This window comes from Celeribacter sp., assembly GCF_048270365.1.
Lineage (GTDB): Bacteria > Pseudomonadota > Alphaproteobacteria > Rhodobacterales > Rhodobacteraceae > Celeribacter.
Window position 1 is genome coordinate 20,220 of record NZ_JBLWTA010000007.1, and the last position, 18,788, is coordinate 39,007.

22 protein-coding genes are annotated in these 18,788 nt (G+C 60.7%); 16 read left to right on the forward strand and 6 right to left on the reverse strand.

Features of this window, described 5'->3' with window-relative positions; all coding sequences use genetic code 11:
* Positions 1–11 precede the first annotated feature (11 nt).
* The 4 genes from ACN0X0_RS10845 to ACN0X0_RS10860 are packed head-to-tail and all read left to right on the forward strand — an operon-like array spanning position 12 to position 4,122.
* A complete protein-coding gene (locus tag ACN0X0_RS10845; RefSeq protein ID WP_417261327.1) occupies positions 12–842 on the forward strand; it encodes a carbohydrate ABC transporter permease in 831 nt (276 codons plus the stop codon).
* Between the two features lie 16 nt (positions 843–858).
* A complete protein-coding gene (locus ACN0X0_RS10850; protein ID WP_417279173.1) occupies positions 859–1,863 on the forward strand; it encodes an ABC transporter ATP-binding protein in 1,005 nt (334 codons plus the stop codon).
* A complete protein-coding gene (locus tag ACN0X0_RS10855) occupies positions 1,863–2,645 on the forward strand; it encodes an L-iditol 2-dehydrogenase (RefSeq protein WP_417279174.1) in 783 nt (260 codons plus the stop codon). Before ACN0X0_RS10850 ends, ACN0X0_RS10855 begins: the two co-directional genes overlap by 1 nt.
* Before the next feature lie 13 nt (positions 2,646–2,658).
* Positions 2,659–4,122 (forward strand): mannitol dehydrogenase family protein, encoded by a 1,464-nt coding sequence (locus tag ACN0X0_RS10860; protein ID WP_417279175.1) that lies wholly within the window; start codon positions 2,659–2,661, stop codon positions 4,120–4,122.
* Here ACN0X0_RS10860 and ACN0X0_RS10865 read toward each other — a convergent pair.
* The 3 genes from ACN0X0_RS10865 to ACN0X0_RS10875 are packed head-to-tail and all read right to left on the reverse strand — an operon-like array spanning position 4,110 to position 6,174.
* The gene (locus ACN0X0_RS10865) at positions 4,110–4,913 is read right to left on the reverse strand and encodes a metal ABC transporter permease (protein WP_417261324.1); all 804 of its coding nucleotides are present in this window, start codon (positions 4,911–4,913) and stop codon (positions 4,110–4,112) included. The genes ACN0X0_RS10860 and ACN0X0_RS10865 overlap by 13 nt on opposite strands.
* Positions 4,910–5,677 (reverse strand): ATP-binding cassette domain-containing protein, encoded by a 768-nt coding sequence (locus tag ACN0X0_RS10870; RefSeq protein ID WP_417279176.1) that lies wholly within the window; start codon positions 5,675–5,677, stop codon positions 4,910–4,912. The genes ACN0X0_RS10865 and ACN0X0_RS10870 overlap by 4 nt, the downstream gene beginning before the upstream one ends.
* Positions 5,674–6,174 carry a Fur family transcriptional regulator gene (locus ACN0X0_RS10875; RefSeq protein WP_226554503.1) on the reverse strand — a complete coding sequence of 167 codons (501 nt, stop codon included), beginning with the start codon at positions 6,172–6,174 and terminating at the stop codon, positions 5,674–5,676. Before ACN0X0_RS10875 ends, ACN0X0_RS10870 begins: the two co-directional genes overlap by 4 nt.
* 139 nt (positions 6,175–6,313) lie before the next feature.
* Between ACN0X0_RS10875 and ACN0X0_RS10880 the strand changes: the two genes are divergently transcribed.
* The 10 genes from ACN0X0_RS10880 (at position 6,314) to rpiB (ending at position 14,200) form a co-directional block, all read left to right on the forward strand.
* Positions 6,314–7,450 carry a zinc ABC transporter substrate-binding protein gene (locus tag ACN0X0_RS10880; RefSeq protein WP_417279177.1) on the forward strand — a complete coding sequence of 379 codons (1,137 nt, stop codon included), beginning with the start codon at positions 6,314–6,316 and terminating at the stop codon, positions 7,448–7,450.
* An 88-nt stretch (positions 7,451–7,538) separates the two neighbouring features.
* Positions 7,539–8,333, forward strand: a complete 795-nt coding sequence (locus ACN0X0_RS10885) for a S49 family peptidase (protein WP_417279178.1) — start codon at positions 7,539–7,541, stop codon at positions 8,331–8,333.
* Between the two features lie 7 nt (positions 8,334–8,340).
* Positions 8,341–8,505, forward strand: coding sequence for a hypothetical protein (locus ACN0X0_RS10890; RefSeq protein WP_417279332.1), 165 nt, complete (start codon positions 8,341–8,343; stop codon positions 8,503–8,505).
* A complete protein-coding gene (locus tag ACN0X0_RS10895; RefSeq protein ID WP_417279179.1) occupies positions 8,505–9,449 on the forward strand; it encodes a calcium/sodium antiporter in 945 nt (314 codons plus the stop codon). The genes ACN0X0_RS10890 and ACN0X0_RS10895 overlap by 1 nt, the downstream gene beginning before the upstream one ends.
* A 7-nt stretch (positions 9,450–9,456) precedes the next feature.
* Complete coding sequence (locus ACN0X0_RS10900; protein WP_417279327.1) at positions 9,457–10,245, forward strand: SDR family oxidoreductase; 789 nt, start codon at positions 9,457–9,459, stop codon at positions 10,243–10,245.
* A gap of 297 nt (positions 10,246–10,542) precedes the next feature.
* Positions 10,543–12,456 (forward strand): excinuclease ABC subunit UvrC, encoded by a 1,914-nt coding sequence (gene uvrC / locus ACN0X0_RS10905; RefSeq protein WP_417279180.1) that lies wholly within the window; start codon positions 10,543–10,545, stop codon positions 12,454–12,456.
* An 18-nt stretch (positions 12,457–12,474) separates the two neighbouring features.
* Positions 12,475–13,041, forward strand: coding sequence for a CDP-diacylglycerol--glycerol-3-phosphate 3-phosphatidyltransferase (pgsA, locus tag ACN0X0_RS10910; protein WP_417261317.1), 567 nt, complete (start codon positions 12,475–12,477; stop codon positions 13,039–13,041).
* Positions 13,031–13,282 (forward strand): molybdopterin converting factor subunit 1, encoded by a 252-nt coding sequence (gene moaD / locus ACN0X0_RS10915; protein WP_417279181.1) that lies wholly within the window; start codon positions 13,031–13,033, stop codon positions 13,280–13,282. Before pgsA ends, moaD begins: the two co-directional genes overlap by 11 nt.
* A gap of 1 nt (position 13,283) precedes the next feature.
* A complete protein-coding gene (locus tag ACN0X0_RS10920) occupies positions 13,284–13,721 on the forward strand; it encodes a molybdenum cofactor biosynthesis protein MoaE (protein ID WP_417279182.1) in 438 nt (145 codons plus the stop codon).
* 41 nt (positions 13,722–13,762) lie between these two features.
* Complete coding sequence (gene rpiB / locus ACN0X0_RS10925) at positions 13,763–14,200, forward strand: ribose 5-phosphate isomerase B (protein WP_417261314.1); 438 nt, start codon at positions 13,763–13,765, stop codon at positions 14,198–14,200.
* 30 nt (positions 14,201–14,230) lie between these two features.
* Here rpiB and ACN0X0_RS10930 read toward each other — a convergent pair whose 3' ends face one another.
* The 3 genes from ACN0X0_RS10930 to ubiA all read right to left on the reverse strand — a co-directional run bounded on the left by ACN0X0_RS10930 (position 14,231) and on the right by ubiA (position 17,540).
* The gene (locus ACN0X0_RS10930; protein WP_417261313.1) at positions 14,231–14,557 is read right to left on the reverse strand and encodes a hypothetical protein; all 327 of its coding nucleotides are present in this window, start codon (positions 14,555–14,557) and stop codon (positions 14,231–14,233) included.
* Positions 14,554–16,509, reverse strand: coding sequence for an OmpA family protein (locus ACN0X0_RS10935; RefSeq protein WP_417279183.1), 1,956 nt, complete (start codon positions 16,507–16,509; stop codon positions 14,554–14,556). Before ACN0X0_RS10935 ends, ACN0X0_RS10930 begins: the two co-directional genes overlap by 4 nt.
* Positions 16,510–16,574: 65 nt before the next feature.
* Positions 16,575–17,540: a 4-hydroxybenzoate octaprenyltransferase gene (gene ubiA / locus ACN0X0_RS10940; protein ID WP_417279184.1), complete on the reverse strand. Its 966-nt coding sequence runs from the start codon at positions 17,538–17,540 to the stop codon at positions 16,575–16,577.
* A gap of 11 nt (positions 17,541–17,551) precedes the next feature.
* On the opposite strand from ubiA, the gene ACN0X0_RS10945 reads away from it, so the two are divergent.
* Both ACN0X0_RS10945 and ACN0X0_RS10950 read left to right on the forward strand, forming a co-directional pair.
* Positions 17,552–18,274: a 16S rRNA (uracil(1498)-N(3))-methyltransferase gene (locus ACN0X0_RS10945; protein WP_417279185.1), complete on the forward strand. Its 723-nt coding sequence runs from the start codon at positions 17,552–17,554 to the stop codon at positions 18,272–18,274.
* The gene (locus tag ACN0X0_RS10950) at positions 18,274–18,780 is read left to right on the forward strand and encodes a hypothetical protein (protein WP_417279186.1); all 507 of its coding nucleotides are present in this window, start codon (positions 18,274–18,276) and stop codon (positions 18,778–18,780) included. The genes ACN0X0_RS10945 and ACN0X0_RS10950 overlap by 1 nt, the downstream gene beginning before the upstream one ends.
* The last annotated feature ends 8 nt before the right edge of the window (positions 18,781–18,788 follow it).

The window sequence follows — 18,788 nt, forward strand, 5'->3', positions numbered from 1 at the left end:
GAGGCGAACTCATGTCACGTTCCGTTTCGACCCGGCGCAAACTCGTCACCACCGTCTTTGCATGGGCCATCGGCATCGCGATCTTTTTCCCGATCCTCTGGACCATCCTGACCTCGTTCAAGACCGAGGCCGCTGCCATCGCCGATCCGCCCGTCTGGTTCAATTTCCATTGGACGCTGGACAATTACGCCACGGTGCAGGAGCGCTCGAACTATTTCCGGCACTTCATGAACTCGGTGATCATCTCCGGCGGTTCGACGCTTTTGGGTCTGATCATCGCGGTGCCCGCCGCCTGGTCGATGGCCTTTGTCCCCGCCAAGCGCACCAAGGACGTTTTGATGTGGATGCTCTCGACCAAAATGCTGCCGCCAGTTGGTGTGTTGGTCCCGATTTACCTCTTGTTCCGCGATCTCGGATTGCTCGACACGCGCATCGGTCTGGTGATCGTTCTGACGCTCATCAACCTGCCGATCATCGTCTGGATGCTCTACACCTATTTCAAGGAAATCCCCGGGGAAATCCTGGAGGCCGCGCGGATGGATGGGGCCAGTTTGCGCTCAGAAATCATCCATGTGCTGACGCCGATGGCGATCCCCGGCATGGCCTCGACGGTGTTGTTGAACATCATCCTTGCGTGGAACGAAGCGTTCTGGACCCTCAACCTGACTGCCGCGAAAGCGGCCCCCCTGACGGCCTTCATCGCCAGCTACTCAAGCCCCGAAGGCCTGTTCTACGCGAAACTGTCCGCCGCCTCCACCATGGCCATCGCGCCGATCCTGATCATGGGCTGGTTCAGCCAGAAACAACTCGTCCGGGGCCTGACCTTCGGCGCAGTCAAATAAGAAAAGGACCTTCGACATGGGACGCATCACACTTGATAAAGTGCGCAAGGCCTTCGGAGACATCGAAGTCATTCCGCCGCTGGATCTGACCATTGAGGATGGCGAGTTTGTGGTTTTCGTCGGCCCGTCGGGCTGCGGGAAATCCACATTGTTGCGGCTGATCGCGGGGCTCGAAGATGTCTCTGGCGGCCAGATCCGTATCGACCGCGAAGACGCCACCAACCTGCCGCCCGCGAAACGCGGTCTCGCGATGGTGTTCCAATCTTACGCGCTCTATCCCCATATGTCCGTGCGCAAAAACATCGCCTTTCCGATGAAAATGGCGGGTCTGCCGCAAGACGAACAGGAGCGCCGGATCGAGGGAGCGGCCAAGGCGCTCAACCTCACCGATTACCTCGACCGTAAGCCGGGACAACTCTCGGGCGGTCAGCGTCAGCGCGTCGCCATCGGACGCGCCATCGTGCGCGAGCCGGCGGCGTTTCTGTTCGATGAGCCGCTCTCGAACCTCGACGCGGCGCTGCGGGTGGGGATGCGGTTGGAAATCTCCGAGCTGCACAAACGCCTCGCCACCACGATGGTCTACGTCACCCACGATCAGGTCGAAGCCATGACAATGGCCGACAAGATCGTCGTTCTGCGCGCGGGCAATATCGAACAGGTCGGCTCGCCGCTCGAACTCTACAATCGCCCCCGCAATGTCTTCGTCGCGGGTTTCATAGGCTCGCCGAAAATGAACCTTATCACCGGGGCAGAGGCGGCCAAACATGATGCCACCACCATCGGCATCCGCCCCGAACACCTCGCAATTTCGACCGAGGGCGGAACGTGGAAAGGCGAGATCGGTGTGTCGGAACATTTGGGCTCCGACACGTTCTTTCACGTCACGGTCGAGGGTCAGGTCGAGCCTCTGACCGTGCGCGCCTCCGGCGAAGTGTCTCTATCCTATGGCGACACTGTTTGGTTGACGCCGAATGAGGCCAATCTGCATCGCTTCGATGCCGAGGGGCTCAGGATCGCATGATGCGGCTTGCCGGGAAACTGTCGGGTAAAACTGCGTTAATCACGGGGGCGGCGCGCGGCATCGGGCTGGCATTTGCCAAGGCCTATGTCGCGGAAGGGGCGCGTGTGGCCATCGCCGACATCGACATCGCGCGCGCGCGTCTTGCCGCAACCGAGATCGGCGCGGCGGCCATCGCGGTCGAGCTTGACGTGACGGATCAGGGCAGCATTGAACGCGCAGTGACAGAGACGGTCGGAGGCCTCGGCGGCATCGACATTCTGATCAACAACGCCGCGATCTTTACCGCAGCACCCCTCGTCGAGATCACCCGCGACGACTTTGAGCGCGCCTTTGCGATCAACGTCTCTGGTCCGCTCTTTATGATGCAGGCGGTGGCGAAACACATGATCGCGCGCGGGCAGGGCGGCAAGATCATCAACATGGCCTCGCAGGCCGGGCGGCGCGGCGAGCCCTTGGTGGCGGTCTATTGCGCAACGAAAGCGGCGGTCATCAGCCTGACCCAATCGGCGGGGCTGAACCTCATCTCTTACGGCATCAACGTCAACGCCATCGCACCCGGCGTGGTGGAGGGCGAGCATTGGGATGGGGTCGATGCGTTCTTTGCCAAATATGAACACAAGCCCTTGGGCCAAAAGAAAAAAGAAGTGGGCGAGGCCGTGCCTTTCGGGCGCATGGGCCGGGCGGAGGACCTGACCGGCATGGCCGTGTTCCTCGCCACGCCCGAGGCCGATTACATCGTGGCGCAGACGTATAACGTCGATGGCGGCCAGTGGATGAGTTGAGGTGAAACGTATCATGAAGCTATCGAACACAACCCTCAAGGACTTGCCAGAGACGGTCAAACGCCCGGGCTACGACCGGAGCGCGCTCACGCCGGGCATCGTTCATATCGGTCTCGGCAATTTCCATCGCGCGCATCAATCCTGGTATCTGCACCGTCTGATGCAGATGGGGCAGGCACAGGATTGGGCCATCGTCGGCGCGGGTGTGCGTCCCTATGATGAGGAGATGCGTCTGAAGTTCGAAGCGCAGGATTACCTGACCACACTGATCGAGCTGGACCCGGCGGGGTCTTCGGCGGAGGTCGTGGGTGCGATGATCGACTATGTTCCGGTCGAGGCGGGCAATGGTGCGCTGATCGAACGCATGGCGCAGCCCGACATTCGCATCGTCGCGCTCACTGTTACCGAAGGCGGTTATTATATCGATCCAGCAACCAAAGGGTTTGACGCCACGCACCCGGATATTGTTCATGACGCCGAACACCCCTGGCGCCCGCGCACGGCCTTTGGTGCCATGGTCGCCGCGTTGAAGCTGCGTCGGGATCGTGGGGTCGGACCTTTCACCGGGCAGTCCTGTGACAATCTTCAGGGCAACGGCGAGGTGTTGCGCCAAACGGTGGTGTCGCTCGCGAAGTTGTCCGATCCTGATTTGGCCGAGTGGATCGATGCCGAGTGCAGCTTCCCTAACGCCATGGTCGATTGCATTGTGCCCGCGACCGGGCCGAAAGAGTTGGAGCTCGTAAAGGAGTTCGGCATCGAGGACGCTGTGCCCGTCACGCATGAGAATTTTCGGCAATGGGTGATCGAGGATAATTTCTGCGCGGGCCGTCCCGATTGGGACAAGGCGGGGGCAACATTTTCAGACGATGTGCACTCTTACGAGACGATGAAAATCCGTATCCTAAACGGCGGCCATCAGGTGATTGCGGCCGTCGGGGAATTGCTTTCCGTTGCGACGATTTCCGGCTGTATGGCGCATCCTTTGATCGTTGCTTTGTTCGAAAAAGTCGAGCGCGAGGAAATCATGCCTCATATCGCGCCGGTGCCGGAGTTCACGCCAGAGACCTATGTCACGCTGATCAAAGAACGGTTCTCCAATCCGAAGATCGTCGACACCACACGGCGCGTGGCCTTTGACGGCTCGTCGCGGCAACCGGGCTTTCTTGTGCCGTCGATCCACGCCTGTCTTGCACGGGGGATTGCGCCGGAAGGACTTGCGCTCAGCTCTGCGCTTTGGGCGCGCTATTGTTTGGGTTCACGTGAAGATGGGACCGAGATTGCGCCCAATGATCCGTTCTGGTCGGATCTGACAGCTCTGGCGGCCAAGGCTAAAATCGACCCGAAAGCTTGGCTTTCCATGCGCCACATCTATGGCGATCTGGCGGAAGAGCCGCAGTTTGCGGAGGCTTTCGCGCGCTGGCTTTCGATGATCTACCGTGAGGGTGTGGAGGCGGCGCTCAGCTCTTATTTGACCTGAGCGCGCAGAAGCCGCACCAGATTGGCGGCCACGAACAAAAACGCCGCGACGCAGACAATGGTCGGGCCGGTCGGCGTGTCAAAGGTAAAGGCGCTTTGGATGCCGCCCAGGACGGAGAGCACGCCGATCACCATCGCGATGGCGGCCATGCGCTCAGGCGTGCGCGAAAAGGTGCGCGCACTGGCCGCCGGGATCAAAAGCATCGCGGCAATCAACAGCGTGCCGACCACTTTGATGGCGACGGCGACGACCAGAGCGAGCGCGAGCGACAGGATCATCTGTTCGCGCTTGGGCGAGATGCCGGAGGCATAGGCCAAATCGGGGTTCAGCGTCGCGGTCAAAAGCGCCGACCAGCGCCAATACAACAGCCCCACGACCAAAGCCGCACCAAGCCAGATCACCAATAGATCGCTGCGCCCGACGGCCAAGATGTCGCCAAAGAGATAGGCCATGAGATCGACCCGAACGCCCGGCACAAAGGACACGGCGACGAGGCCGAAGGCCAGCGAACTGTGCGCCATGACGCCAAGGATCGTGTCCATGGCAAAGCCCCGACCCGAGAGTGCAGAGACGGTCACGGCCATGATCAGGGCGATGCTCAGAACACCGGCGAAAATCGAGATGTTGAAAGCCAGTGCCAGAGCCACGCCCAACAAGGCCGCATGCGCCGTGGCGTCGCCGAAATAGGCCATGCGCCGCCAGACGACGAAACAGCCCAGAGGGGCGGCGGCCAGAACGAGGCCCAGCCCGGCCAAGACCGCGCGGACGATGAAATCATCCAAAAGGCTCATGCGCTTTCCTTATGTGCTGTATCGTGATGGTGGTGATCAGAAGTGTGATCATGATCGCAGGCATCGTGGTCATGGTCATGCCGATAAAACGCCAGCGCGCCATGGGTGCCGGTGCCAAAGAGCGCGCGGTATTCTGGCGCGGAGGCGACATGTTCCGGCGCGCCGTGGCAACAGACATGACCGTTGAGGCAGATCACGCGATCCGAGGCCGCCATCACGACATGGAGCTCATGCGAGACCATAAGTACGGCGCAGCCTTTTTCTCGGCGCAGCCGCTCGATCTGGCTGTAGAAATCGGCGGAGCCGGGTTGGTCGAGGCCTTGGGTCGCTTCATCGAGGATCAACAGATCGGGATCGGTCAAAAGCGCGCGGGCCAAAAGCACGCGTTGGAATTGTCCGCCCGAAAGCGATGTCATCTGATGGTGGCACAGATGGCCTGCGCCTGCATCATGAAGCGCGGCATGGGCGGCATCATCGCTCACGCGCTTCGGCAGCGACAGGAACCGGCGCACGGTCAGCGGCAGGGTCGGATCAATGTGCAGCTTTTGCGGCACATAGCCGATCTTGAGCCCCTTCTTGCGGGTGATCTTGCCGATCTTGGGCGAAAGCGCCCCGATGATGACCCGCAAGAGCGTTGATTTGCCGGAGCCGTTCGGACCGACGATGGTGACGATCTCCCCCGGCTCGATGTCGAGCGAGACCTGATCCAGCACCTGACGTCCGCCGAGATGCAGGCTGATCGTGTCTACGGCAACGAGGCTCATTTCGGGTCTTTCGCCTGATCGTTGGCGAGGCAATTGGGGCAGGTGCCCTCGGCCTCCAGCACCGCGCGACTGATGCGAAAGCCCGTGGTGTCGGCGATCTGGTTCAACAGGCTGTGCGAGGGATCGGTTTCCGCCTCCGCCACCGCATCGCAGGTGGTGCAGATCAGAAACGCCGGGGTGTGAATGTCGCCCGGATGCGCACATGCAATAAAGGCGTTCAGCCGCTCGATCTTATGGGCAAAGCCGTTCTTTGTCAGAAAGTCGAGGGCGCGGTAGGCCACCGGTGGCTGGCTGCCGAAGCCGTCTTCGGCCAAGCGGGCCAGCACGTCATAGGCGCCCAAAGCACGGTGTTCTTCGAGCAGGATTTCCAAGGCACGTTTGCGCACAGGCGTCAGTTGCAGCCCGGCCTTTTGACACGTCCGATCCGCCTCGGCGACGGCATCGGCGACACAATGGCTGTGATCGTGCTTTTGAAATCCGATCGGGTTCGGGTCCATGAGGGTGTGCTCCGTGAGGGCGCGAGGCGCGGGGGTGGGTCTTTGAGGAGACTCGTGACAGGAGGACTTGATATGTTATCACCTGTGATATATCAAGCCCGTCACGTAATAACATAACACACCAAATCCTGAGGCCAGAATGTCCCTACGTTCCTCCCTTTTCTTTGTTCCTGTTCTCGCGGGCGCACATTTCGCACACGTCACCGCCGCGCAGGCCGAGGTCCCGAATGTCGTGACCGACATGGCGCCGATTCACTCTCTGGTCATGCAGGTGATGGGCGATCTGGGCGAGCCTTCCGTCTTGATGCCGCAGGGCGCCTCGCCGCATGGCTATGCTCTGCGCCCCTCCGATGCGCGCGCGGTGCAACAGGCGGATGTCGTGTTCTGGACCGGCCCGAAAATCGAACCCTGGCTCGATGAGGTGATCGACGAGATCGGCGATCAGACGCTGTCCGTGCCGCTCGCGAATGTCGAGGGGGCGACCGTGTTGGAGGTCCGTGAAGGGGCGACCTTTGAGCGTCATGTGCATGGCGAGGATGAGCATGGTCACGATCATGATGAGGCTGAGGCGCATGACGATCATGACCACGACGACCACGACGATCATGGGCATGAAGAAGAGGCGCATGATGACCACGACGATCATGCGCATGAGGCGGAGGATCACGACGACCACGATCACGACCACGACGATCACGCGCATGAAGACGAAGGGCATGATGATCACGATGGTCACGACGACCATGATCACGCTCATGAGGGCACTGACGGTCACGCTTGGCTCGACCCGATGAACGGCCGGGTCTGGTTGGGTGTCATCGCGGAAGAGCTTGCCGCGCTCGATGCGGAAAACGCGGAAACCTACCGCGCCAATGCCGCCGCCGCCCAAGAGGCGCTGGACGTGAAAATCGCGGAGATTCAGTCAGAGATGGCGCCGCTCACCGAGATGAACTTCATCGTCTTCCACGATGCTTATAACTATTTCGAAAACCGTTTCGGTCTGTCGGCGGCAGGTTCGATCTCGATCAGCGACGCCAGCGCGCCGAGCCCCGCGCGCATTCGTGAAATTCAGGACAAGGTGAAAGAGATCGGCATCACCTGTGTGTTCTCCGAGCCGCAATTCAACGCGGGTCTTGTCAACACCGTGCTGGACGGCACCGAAGCCAAAAGCGCGGTCATCGACCCGCTGGGCGTCGACCTGACGCCGGGGGCCGGGTTCTATGGCGATCTGATGGGCTCTCTGGCTGGGGCCTTCACGGCCTGTGCCGAAGACTGATCTGATCTGAGTAAAAGGTGAAAAAAAGGGCGCGGGGCTTTGTCTCGCGCCCTTGTTTGTCCGGGGGGCGCACTTTACATCCAAGGACATGAAACTTCGCATCCCTTTCCGCAATGGCCCGCCAAGGGTCAATGTCGTGCGTCTGAATGGCGCGATCATGACCCGTCAGGGCGGTTTGAACGACCAAAGCCTTGCGCCCGCCATCGAGCGCGCCTTTCGCAAGGGCAAGCCCACGGCAGTGGCGCTGTCGATCAATTCGCCGGGCGGCTCGCCGGTGCAATCGTCTTTGATTGCGGCGCGGATTTCGCGTCTGGCGGCGGAAAAAGAGCTTCCGGTCTATGCTTTTGTCGAAGATGTCGCGGCCTCGGGCGGCTATTGGCTGGCCTGTGCCGCCGACAAGATTTTCGTCGATACAAGCTCCATCGTCGGCTCGATCGGGGTGATCTCTGCGGGCTTCGGCTTTGATCAACTGATCGCCAAGCACGGGATCGAACGTCGGGTCTACACCTCCGGTAAATCGAAAAGCCAGATGGACCCCTTCCGCCCGGAAAACCCCGAAGACGTGGCGCGGATCAAAGGGCTTCAGGAAGAGATCCACGAGGCCTTTATCCAGCACGTGACGTCCTCTCGCGGGGAGCGGCTCTCGAAAGAGGTCGAGCTTTTCGATGGCGCCTTCTGGACCGGGGCGAAGGGGATCGAACTGGGCCTCGCGGATGGCCTCGGCCATCTCGTGCCGAAGATGAAAGAGATGTACGGCGATAAGGTGCGTTTGACGGTGTTCGGACCGAAACGTCCCCTGCTGCGCCGCTTCGGGACTGAACTGGCCTCCGGTCTGACGGCGCAGGTCGAAGAACAGGCGCTTTGGGCCAGGTTCGGGCTCTGACGCCATGATGTTCAAGGTTATCAGCGTTTTCCTGATCTTCATGATGGTCTTGGCCATCTTCGGACGGCTGCGCTTTCCTGGACAGCAAAAACTCAAAGACATGAAATGCCCCCGCTGCGGGCGTTACAAAATAGGCAAGGGCGCATGCGCCTGTGAAAAGGGCAAACCCTGATGGATTTCATTTACGCGGTCGCCGGTTTGGTGCTTTTGCTCGTGGCGGGCGACATGTTGGTGCGTGGCGCTGTGAACCTGTCGCTGCGACTTGGCATTCCGGCGCTGATCGTGTCGCTGACCGTTGTGGCCTTTGGCACCTCCGCGCCTGAACTTCTGGTCTCCATCTCGGCGATTTTGGATGGTGTGCCGGGGCTGGCGCTGGGCAATGTGATCGGCTCGAACACCGCCAATGTCTTGCTGGTTTTGGGCATTCCTGCACTGATTTCGACGCTGCATGTGATCGACAATTCCACCCGCGCATCTTACCTCCAGATGATCGGCGCGACGGTGCTTTTCATCCTTTTGGCAATGCGTGGTCAATTCGACTGGATCGCCGGGGTCGTGCTTTTGGTCGCGCTGTTCTCGATGATCGGCCATGCGATCTACCAGGCGCGTTGTCACCGCGTGGCGCAGCGCGATGTCGAGGAAGAAGAGGTCGAGGGCGCCGATCCCGATATGCCTTGGACCAAGATCATCGGTTTTCTCGTTGCCGGTCTCATCGGTTTGCCTTTGGGGGCGGATCTTCTCGTCGATGCCTCGACCAATATCGCGCGGGCTTTCGGTGTCTCTGAAACCGTGATCGGCCTGACGCTTGTGGCCCTTGGCACCTCCTTGCCCGAGCTTGCGACCACGGTGATGGCGGCGCTCCGCAAACAAGCCGATGTGGCCTTTGGCAACGTTATCGGCTCGAACATGTTCAACCTTTTGGGCATCATCGGGGTGTCGAGCCTTGTCGGGACGCTTCCGGTCGATGCCGAGCTGATGGATTTCGACATCTGGGTGATGCTCGTATCTTCGATGATCCTCGGTGTGTTCGTGCTCAAACGCATCGACATCACCCGCCTTTGGGGGATCGTCCTTTCCGCCCTATATGTCCTCTATGTTATGGCTGTTCTGAGCTGAGGAGAGGATTTTGCAGGACAAAAGAGCGCTTGTGACCGGGGCGGCGCATCGGCTTGGCCGGGCTATGGTTTTGGCCTTGGCGGAGGACGGGTTCGATGTCGCGGTGCATTGCAACCGTTCGACGGAGGCCGCCGGGGAGCTGGTTGCGAAACTGCGCGGCATGGGGCGCAAGGCCTCTGTTTTGCAAGCCGATCTCTTGGACGAGGCACAGGTCGAGACGCTGGTCCCGCGTGCCGCGGAGGCCTTGGGCGGGCCTTTGACGCTTTTGGTGAACAACGCTTCGATTTTTGAACAGGACAGCCTGCCGGATGTGACCCGTCAAAGCTGGGATCGGCACATGGAAAGCAACCTGCGCGCGCCGTTCGTGTTGCTGCAAGCCTTCGCGGCGCAGGCGCCCGAACCGGTTGTGGACGCGCGTGGGCGGCCCGTGGCGCAGGGGCTCGTGGTCAATATGATCGACCAGCGGGTGCGCAAGCTGACGCCCCAGTTCATGAGCTACACTTTGGCCAAATCCGCGCTCTGGACGCTGACGCAAACGGCGGCGCAAGCGCTGGCCCCGAAGGTGCGTGTGAATGGCATCGGGCCGGGGCCAACCCTACAGGGCGCGCGCCAGTCGGATGAGGCCTTTGCCACCCAACAAAGGGCCACGCTTTTGAAACGTGGCGTGGACCCCGAGGATGTCTGCGCGACACTGCGGTATCTGTTGGGTGCAAGCGCTGTGACTGGGCAGTTGATCTGTCCTGATAGCGGGCAACACCTGGCTTGGGAAACGCCCGATGTGGATGTCGCAGAGTGACCCCGCGGCAGGCTGTCGCGGAAAGTTTTGCACCTTTGGCCGATTTGTTTCATTTCCGTTACTAAAATGTAAATCATTTCAATGATTTGCGGAGGGCTTGAAAATATTTCTTTTAAAATCAGTGACTTAAAAATGTGACTGTTTTTTGGGCAAACTCACGAAAGCGCATGGAAACAAGGGAAAATCGCGGTTCACGAAAACTTATCGGCAGGGTTATCCACAGGAATCGTGGATGAGTTTCCTCTTGCCCCCAGTGCGATAAGATTGCAGCCAGAGACGGGAATCAGAGACAGGCAAATGAGCGAAGAGACGACCCCAAAAGAAAGCGCTTTGGAGAGCACAGAGGTGAGTCCGGAGGCGAGTAAAGACATCCCGCGCGGTCACAAGGTGATTGATGCCTATGTCAAACAGCTCGACGGCTCGCCGGGCGTGTATCGCATGCTCGATCCCGAACATAACGTGCTCTATGTCGGCAAGGCGAAGAACCTGAAAAACCGGGTCTCGAACTATGCGCGTCCGCATGGCCATTCGGCGCGGATCGCCAAGATGATTTCCGAGACCTCGCAGATGATGTTCCTGACCACGCGGACGGAAACCGAGGCGCTTCTCTTAGAGCAAAACCTGATCAAACAGCTCAAGCCGCGCTACAATGTGCTTCTGCGCGACGACAAATCGTTTCCGAACATTCTCGTCACCCATGATCACGAATTCCCGCAGATCACCAAACACCGCGGCGCGCGCAAGCGCAAAGGGTCGTATTACGGCCCCTTCGCCTCGGCCTCCTCGGTCAATCGCACGCTGAACCAGTTGCAAAAGGTGTTTCTGCTGCGGAACTGTTCGGACGTGGATTTTGAGAGCCGCACACGGCCCTGTCTGCAATACCAGATCAAACGCTGCACGGGACCTTGCGTCGGCAAGATCTCGAAACAGGATTACGCCGAGCTGGTGAATGAGGCGGAGCGGTTCTTGCAAGGCCGGCACTCGGGGCTTCAGGAAAAGCTGGCGCATGACATGCAAGAGGCCTCCGATTCCATGGAGTTCGAGAAGGCGGCGGGGTTGCGTGACCGGATCCGGGCGCTGACCAATGTGCAGACCGCCCAAGGCATCAACCCGCGCACGGTGGGCGAGGGCGATGTGATCGGGCTGCATATGGAGGGCGGGCAGGCCTGTGTTCAGGTCTTCTTCATCCGTGCGCATCAGAACTGGGGCAACAAGGATTTCTATCCGAAAACCAACGGTGCGGAGGCCGAAGAGGTCTTGGCCGGTTTCATCGGGCAATTCTACGAGAAACGCGATCCGCCGCGTCAGTTGATCCTGTCGCATGACATCGAAGAGCGCGAGTTGATGGCGGAGGCTTTGTCTGAGAAGGCCGGCAAGAAAATCGAAATCCTCGTCCCGCAACGTGGCGAGAAACAGGAGCTTGTCGCCTCAGCACTGCGCAACGCCCGCGAAAGTCTGGGCCGGAAAATGTCCGAGGGGGCGGCGCAGGAGAAACTGCTCGAAGGTCTCAAAGAGGCCTTCGACCTGCCGCAGGTGCCCGCGCGCATCGAGGTCTACGACAACTCCCATATTCAGGGCGCGCATGCGGTTGGCGCGATGATCGTCGCGGGGCCGGAAGGCTTCATGAAGAACCACTACCGCAAATACGACATCCGCGGTGACGACATCACGCCGGGCGATGACTTTGGTATGATGAAAGAGGTTCTGACGCGGCGATTCAAACGCCTTTTGAAAGACGATCCGGATCGCACCAAAGGTCTCTGGCCCGATCTTTTGTTGATCGACGGCGGCGCGGGGCAGGTCTCTGCTGTGCATGAAATCATGGTCGAACAGGGGGTCACAGACGTACCGATGATCGGCGTCGCCAAAGGCATCGACCGCGATCAGGGCAAGGAAGAATTCCACCGCATCGGCCACCGCGTCATGGCGCTCAGACGCAATGATCCGGTGCTCTATTTCATCCAGCGCATGCGTGACGAAGCGCACCGTTTTGCCATCGGCACCCACCGGGCGAAACGCTCGAAAGCCATGGGGCTCACGCGGCTCGATGAAGTCCCCGGTGTGGGCGCGACCCGCAAACGGGCGCTTTTGGCGCATTTCGGCTCGGCCAAGGCGGTGTCGGGCGCGAACCTCGCCGATCTTAAGGCCGTGGACGGAATTTCAGAGAAAGTGGCCCAGACCATCTACGACTTCTTCCATGAAAACGGATGACGGGGTAAGGAGAGAGCCATGACATGGAACCTGCCTAATATTCTCACCGTCTTCCGGCTGCTTTGCGCGCCGGGGGTGGCGCTCGTTTTTCTGATCCTGCCGCGCCCCGTCGCCGATTGGGCTGCGCTGATCCTCTTCGCCTCCGCCTCGATCACCGATTTTCTCGACGGCTATCTGGCGCGCAAATGGGACCAGATGTCGAAATTCGGCGCCATGTTGGACCCGATCGCCGATAAGGCGATGGTGGTCACGGCGATTGCGGTTTTGACCATGTTGCATGGGGCGAATGCGTTGATCGTCATTCCCGCCGCTTTCATCTTGCTGCGCGAGACCTTTGTGTCTGGTCTGCGGGAATTCTTGGGCGACACCGCCGGGACTTTGAAGGTCACGAAACTCGCGAAGTGGAAAACCACGGCCCAGATGGTCGCCATTGCCGTGCTCTTTGCCTATGGCGCGACGTCGATGGCGCTCTTGTTCACGCTGGGTCTCATGATCTTCTGGATTGCCGGGATTTTGACCGTGATCACTGGCTGGGACTATCTGAGAAAAGCCATGCCCTACCTGCGAGACAGCCATGAAAATTGACGTGCTTTATTTCGCATGGGTGCGCGAACGCATCGGGGAGCCGCGCGAGACGGTGGAGACCGAGGCCGCGACCGTGATGGATCTGGTCAAGGAATTGAAAGCCCGCGAGCCGCGCTACGATCTGGCATTTTCCGATCTCAAATCCCTGCGCGTGGCGCTGGATCAGGAATTGACCGAGTTCGACGCCTCCTTGGACGGCGTGCGCGAGGTGGCGTTCTTCCCTCCGATGACGGGTGGCTGAAATGAAGATCTCCGTCCAGCTCGAAGATTTCGATCTTGCCGAGGTACTCAAAGGCTTTGGCAAAGCGCCCAACACCGGCGCGACGGTCAGCTTTACGGGGCTGGTGCGCGATGACAGCGGCACGCTGGAGCATATGGAGATCGAGCATTACCCCGGCATGTGCGAGGCGGCGATCACCAAGATCGCCGAAGAAGCCGCCACGCGGTGGTCGCTCACCGATTGCCTCGTCATCCACCGTCACGGTCAGCTCCGCCCCGGGGATCAGATCATGATGGTCGCCACAGCCGCCCGCCACCGGGTGGAGGCCTTTGAGGCCGCCGAATATCTCATGGATTACCTGAAATCCCGCGCGCCTTTTTGGAAAAAAGAAGTGACGCGCGAGGGCGCCGATTGGGTCGCCGCGAAAGATGCCGATGAAGAGGCTTTGAACCGCTGGTGAGCCCGCAGATTTTGATCAAGACAACGACCGAGAAACCAACCATGACCAAACGTATCGCGCTTTCTAGCGACCACGCCGCCATCGAGCTGCGTCAGGCAATTGCCAAACATATCACGGACCAGGGCTATGAGGCCGTCGACATCGGCCCGACCACGCCGGAGAGCACGCATTACCCGAAACACGGGCAGGCGGCGGCGGAGCTTGTCGCCTCTGGCGACTGTGATCTGGGCATCATCCTGTGCGGCACCGGCCAAGGCATCATGATGGCGGCCAATAAGGTGAAAGGCATCCGTTGCGGTGTCTGTTCCGACAGCTTCTCCGCCCGGATGATCCGTCAGCACAACGATGCCAACATGCTGTCCATCGGCGCGCGTGTGGTGGGCGAGGGCCTCGCACTCGACATCGTGGATGCTTACCTGTCCGCTGAATTTGAAGGCGGCCGTCACGCCACGCGCGTGGACATGATCGAAGCGGACTAAGTCACGCCCAAAAGAGAAAACGCGGGGGTCTTACCCCGCGTTTTGCCGTTCGATATAGGCGCGTAGTTCTTCGGCTTCTTGACGCGCCTCCCGCAGACCTTCCATCGCCGCGCGCAGTTCCGCATCGGTTTGATTGGCCTGAGTGGTCAGCTCGGATTCGCGTTGCTGATAATAGTGGATCGCCTGATCGCGCTGTTCCTCGGCCTCGTGCAATTGCTGCGCCATGGTGTCGAGATCGTTCATCTCGCCCTGACCCACACGCACAAAGCGGTGGATCAGCCAATGCGCAAACCAGCCCAGCAAAAAGGCGATGAAAAGCACGACCGCAGTCGCGATGATCAATTCGGTTCTGTTCATTCTTCGGTTTCCCCGTCGTCCTCAGGCGCGGTATCCGCACCCTCTGTCGTCGCATCCTCGGCCTCAGGCGCCGCATTTTCCCCCTGCGGTTCCTCAGACGCTTCCTGTTGCGCCTCGTCTTGCGGTGTTGCCGTTTCGGGCTCTTCCGCGTTCAGCAATTTAAATTCGATCCGACGGTTCGCCTCGCGCCCCTCTTCGGTGTCATTGTCCGCGATGGGTTGGCCTTCGCCATAGCCCTGCGCGGTAAAGCGCACGCCGGCCACACGGCGCATCAGAAGCCCGTCGAGCACGGAATTGGCGCGTTGGGTCGAGAGGTTGAGGTTCATCTCCTCGCCGCCTTGGCTGTCGCTGTGGGCGCCGATCTCCATTTCGACGTCTTCGCAATCCTTGAGCGCCTCGGCGATCTGGTCGAGGGTCTCATTGGCCGCATCGTTCAGCTCGGTCGAGCCGGGATCAAACACGATTTTGCTCGCCGCGATCCGCTGGTTGGCGCGCGCCACGCATTCTTGTGGCGTCGGCAGGTTCAGCACCGGATCGAGTTTCCGCACGTAAGTGACGTCGATGGTGAATTGTTCGCCGTCGCCCAGTTTCGCAGACAAAAGACTCGCGATCTCGGCACGGGCGTTTTCGTTGCCGGTCTCGCCGCGTACGGTCACGAGGTCCTCGGTCATGGTCGTGGAGCCCCGGTTCAGCTCGGCCAGCGCCTCGATGGCGGCCATGGCGCGCAGGGACCAACCCTCGGGCAGGCTGTCGTCAACACGCATCGCGGAATAGACCGAGGCGCTGCCGAAGGCGGCTTTGGCCAGCGCTTCTGTCGCGGCCTGACTGCGCTCATCGGCGATGCGGCCACGGAGTTGCGTCTGGCCCTCGGGGGAGCGGATCACGATGAACTCGGGGCGGGTTTGTTCTTCGGCCTCGGTTTCCGCCTGCGGCAAGCTGCTGTGCAGGGTGAAGGTGGCGGGCAGGTCAGCCTCCAGCTCGCCCACGACCCTGTCGAAGAGCGACGTGGCGGTGCCTTCGGCGGCGATCAGGCTGACGTCGCCGTCGGAATAGGTGATGCTGCCTTGGCCCAGATCCTGAAGTGCGCGCATGCCGGTTTCGACGGCCGACGCCCATTGTGATGTCGGTGAGCCGAGGCCGATGGTGCAGGTCGGGTTTTCGATGCCTGCGGCTTTCGCGGCGGCCAGAATGCGGGCGTGACCCGACGGCGTTTCGGCGACACAGGCGTCAAAGCGCGGGCCATTTGCGTCGATGATAAAGCGCACGGTGAAGGGCGTGATCACGGGGCGGGGGGCGGCCACGTCGATGGCCACCGGCAGCGTGTCGGGTAGGGCGCGGATCAGGGCGCGCTCAAACGTGATCTTTTGATCCTTGCTGTCGGCCAGAGCCGTGAGCGTGATCCCGTCGGCGGCGATGGAGATTTTCGAGCGCGGTAAAAGACCGATTGCGGTGCGGCCGAATTCGGTGGCGTCGCCCCAGTTTTCCGGCACCGGATAATCCGCCTGTTCCAGAAGATCGGCGACAGAACCTGTGCCGCTCGCGCGTTTCAGGGCCTCGATGAACCCTTCGCGATCCCAACCGCTGGGCACTAGACCGATCAGAGAAATGCCACTGTCGTTGCGCAGGATCTCTATGGAAAACCGCGGCGCGGGGATGGCCTCTTGTTGCACGACGTTCATCACATTGATGACGCGGGAGGGATCGACGACATGGCCCGCAGCGCGCTGGGCGGCCAGTTGCGTCTGTTCGTCCGGCGCGGTGCCGGTGAGCACAATCTGCAACCCGTCGCCCTGCACATCCACCCAGTCATAGCCGCGCATCGCCAATTGGTTGTCCACGGCTTTGGTCGAGGTGGTCTCGATCACTGTGGCTCCGATGGCGGCGGCCCCGAGGCTTAGGATGAGGCCCGCGATGAGGGCGGCGAAGACGGGTAGGAATTCTGAAATGCGCATCAGGGAACAAGACGCCTGTTTGTGACTTTGGCCTTTGTCTTAGGGGGTTCGGCGGATTGCTGCAATCAAAGGAAGACCGCGATGGCAAGAAACAGCGCAGCCAAGAGCCCTGTGTCGCGGTTCGCACGGAACAGATAGAGGCAGCGATCCGGGTCTTCGGTGTCGAGCCGTGCCATCTGCCAGGTCATGTGCAGACCCATGGCCCAGGGCGCGCCAAGCCCCACGACGAGCGCCAGAACCGAACGATCCGCCAGCGCCTCGATGATGCCTGCGGCCATGAGCACAACGGTGATCACGAGAAAGCGTTTGAGCCAGCGCGGCGTTTCGTCGCCGAACCGCCGCGCGGTGGATTTCACGCCGATGAGCGCATCGTCCTCCTTATCCTGATGCGCATAGATCGTGTCGTAAAAGAGCGTCCAGGCGATGCCCGCCAGATAGAGAAACACAGGCGCCGTGGTGAGTTTGCCTGCGACGGCGGCATAGGCCAACAGCGCACCCCAGTTGAAGGCGATGCCCAAGAACACCTGCGGCCACCACGTGAATCGCTTGGCGAAAGGATAGATCGCGACGGGCAAAAGTGAGATGACGCCTAAGAGGATCGCGAGCTTGCCGAAGGTCAAAAGGATCGCGAGGGCAATGAGGCTTTGCACGATCATCCAAGTGGCGGCCTGTTTGACCGTGACCTGACCGGAGGGGATCGGACGGCTTTTGGTGCGCTCAACTTTGTCGTCGAAATCCCGGTCGGTGATGTCGTTCCACGTACACCCCGCACCGCGCATCAACCAAGCGCCCAGAGCACAACCAATGATGATCCAGACCGTGCGCAGGCTGAGCGTGCCGACCTCGGCCGAGGCCAAAAGCGCGCCCCACCAGCAAGGCAGGAGCAACAACCACGTGCCCACGGGCCGATCCGCCCGCGACATCCGCAGGTAGGGGCGTGTCCAGGCCGGGGCCCGGTGGTCCACCCAATTGCCCTTCACCGCATCGGCCACTTGTCCGTTCATCTCTGGTGTTGGCTGCTCATCGGTCATATGTAATGTCCATGGTTGAAGCGAAAATCAGGCTCTATGTAGATCACCCGCTGGCAGTGGGGCAATCCATTCCTCTGGAACGGGATCAGGCGCACTATCTTTTTGGCGTGATGCGCCAGGGAGAGGGCGCCTTTGTCGCGCTGTTTAACTCCCGCGATGGCGAGTTTCTGGCCGAGGTCACGCAGGCCGGAAAACGCGGTGGCGAATTGACCTGCCGCGAAAAGACCCGCGATTTGCAGATGCCGCCCGATCTCTGGCTCTTGTTCGCCCCGATCAAGAAGGCGCGCACCGATTTCATCGTCGAAAAAGCCGCCGAGATGGGCGCGAAACGCATCGTGCCCGTGGCCACCGATTTCACCAATTCCGAACGCATCCGGCAAGACCGGTTGCAGGCCCACGCCGTCGAGGCCGCCGAGCAATGCGGCGGGACCTATGTGCCCGAGGTGGCCGATCTGGTCAAACTCGACCGGCTCTTGTCCGATTGGGACGTGGAGCGACAGATCATGTTCTGTGACGAGACGCTTGTGGGGGCAGAGGAAGCGCTTGGCGATGTCAAAGGTGGCAAATGGGCCATCCTGATCGGGCCAGAGGGCGGGTTCTCGGAGGCCGAGCGCAAGCGCCTTCACGCGCTGCCCTTTGCTCATGCGGTGTCCCTCGGTCCCCGCATCCTGCGCGCCGATACGGCGGCGGTTGCGGCGCTGACCATTTGGCAACAACAGCTCGGAGACTGGTGATGCGCCCCGAGGTGAAAGCCATGCTCTGGCGCTGGCGCGAGGTTGTCGTGGCGCTTGTGGTCGTGGCGCTCATGGGGCTTTGGGCTGCGTCGTCCTTTGGCGTCATGCGCTGGATCGCGCTGGGGGTCACCGTGCTCTCCGTCATTTTCGCCATTGCGGCCATTCAGCGCGCCCGGTTCGACCGAGGTGGCGGGGGCTTTGGCGCTGTCGAAGTGGACGAAGGTGTCGTCTCTTTCTTTTCTCCTCTGACGGGCGGGCAGGTCGAGATCGAGGCGCTGACCGCCGTCACCCTCATTCCCACTGGAAAAGGCCATGCGCATTGGCAATTGGACGCCCCCGGACAGCCGCCTTTGACCATTCCGGTCAACGCCCACGGCGCCGAGGCGCTGTTCGATGTCTTTGTCACGCTTGAGGGACTTGAGACGGAAAAAATGCTGCGCCAAATCAAACAGACCCCGGATCACCCGGTCGTGATCTGGCGGAAACGCACAGCGGTTCTTCACTGAGCGCAAAT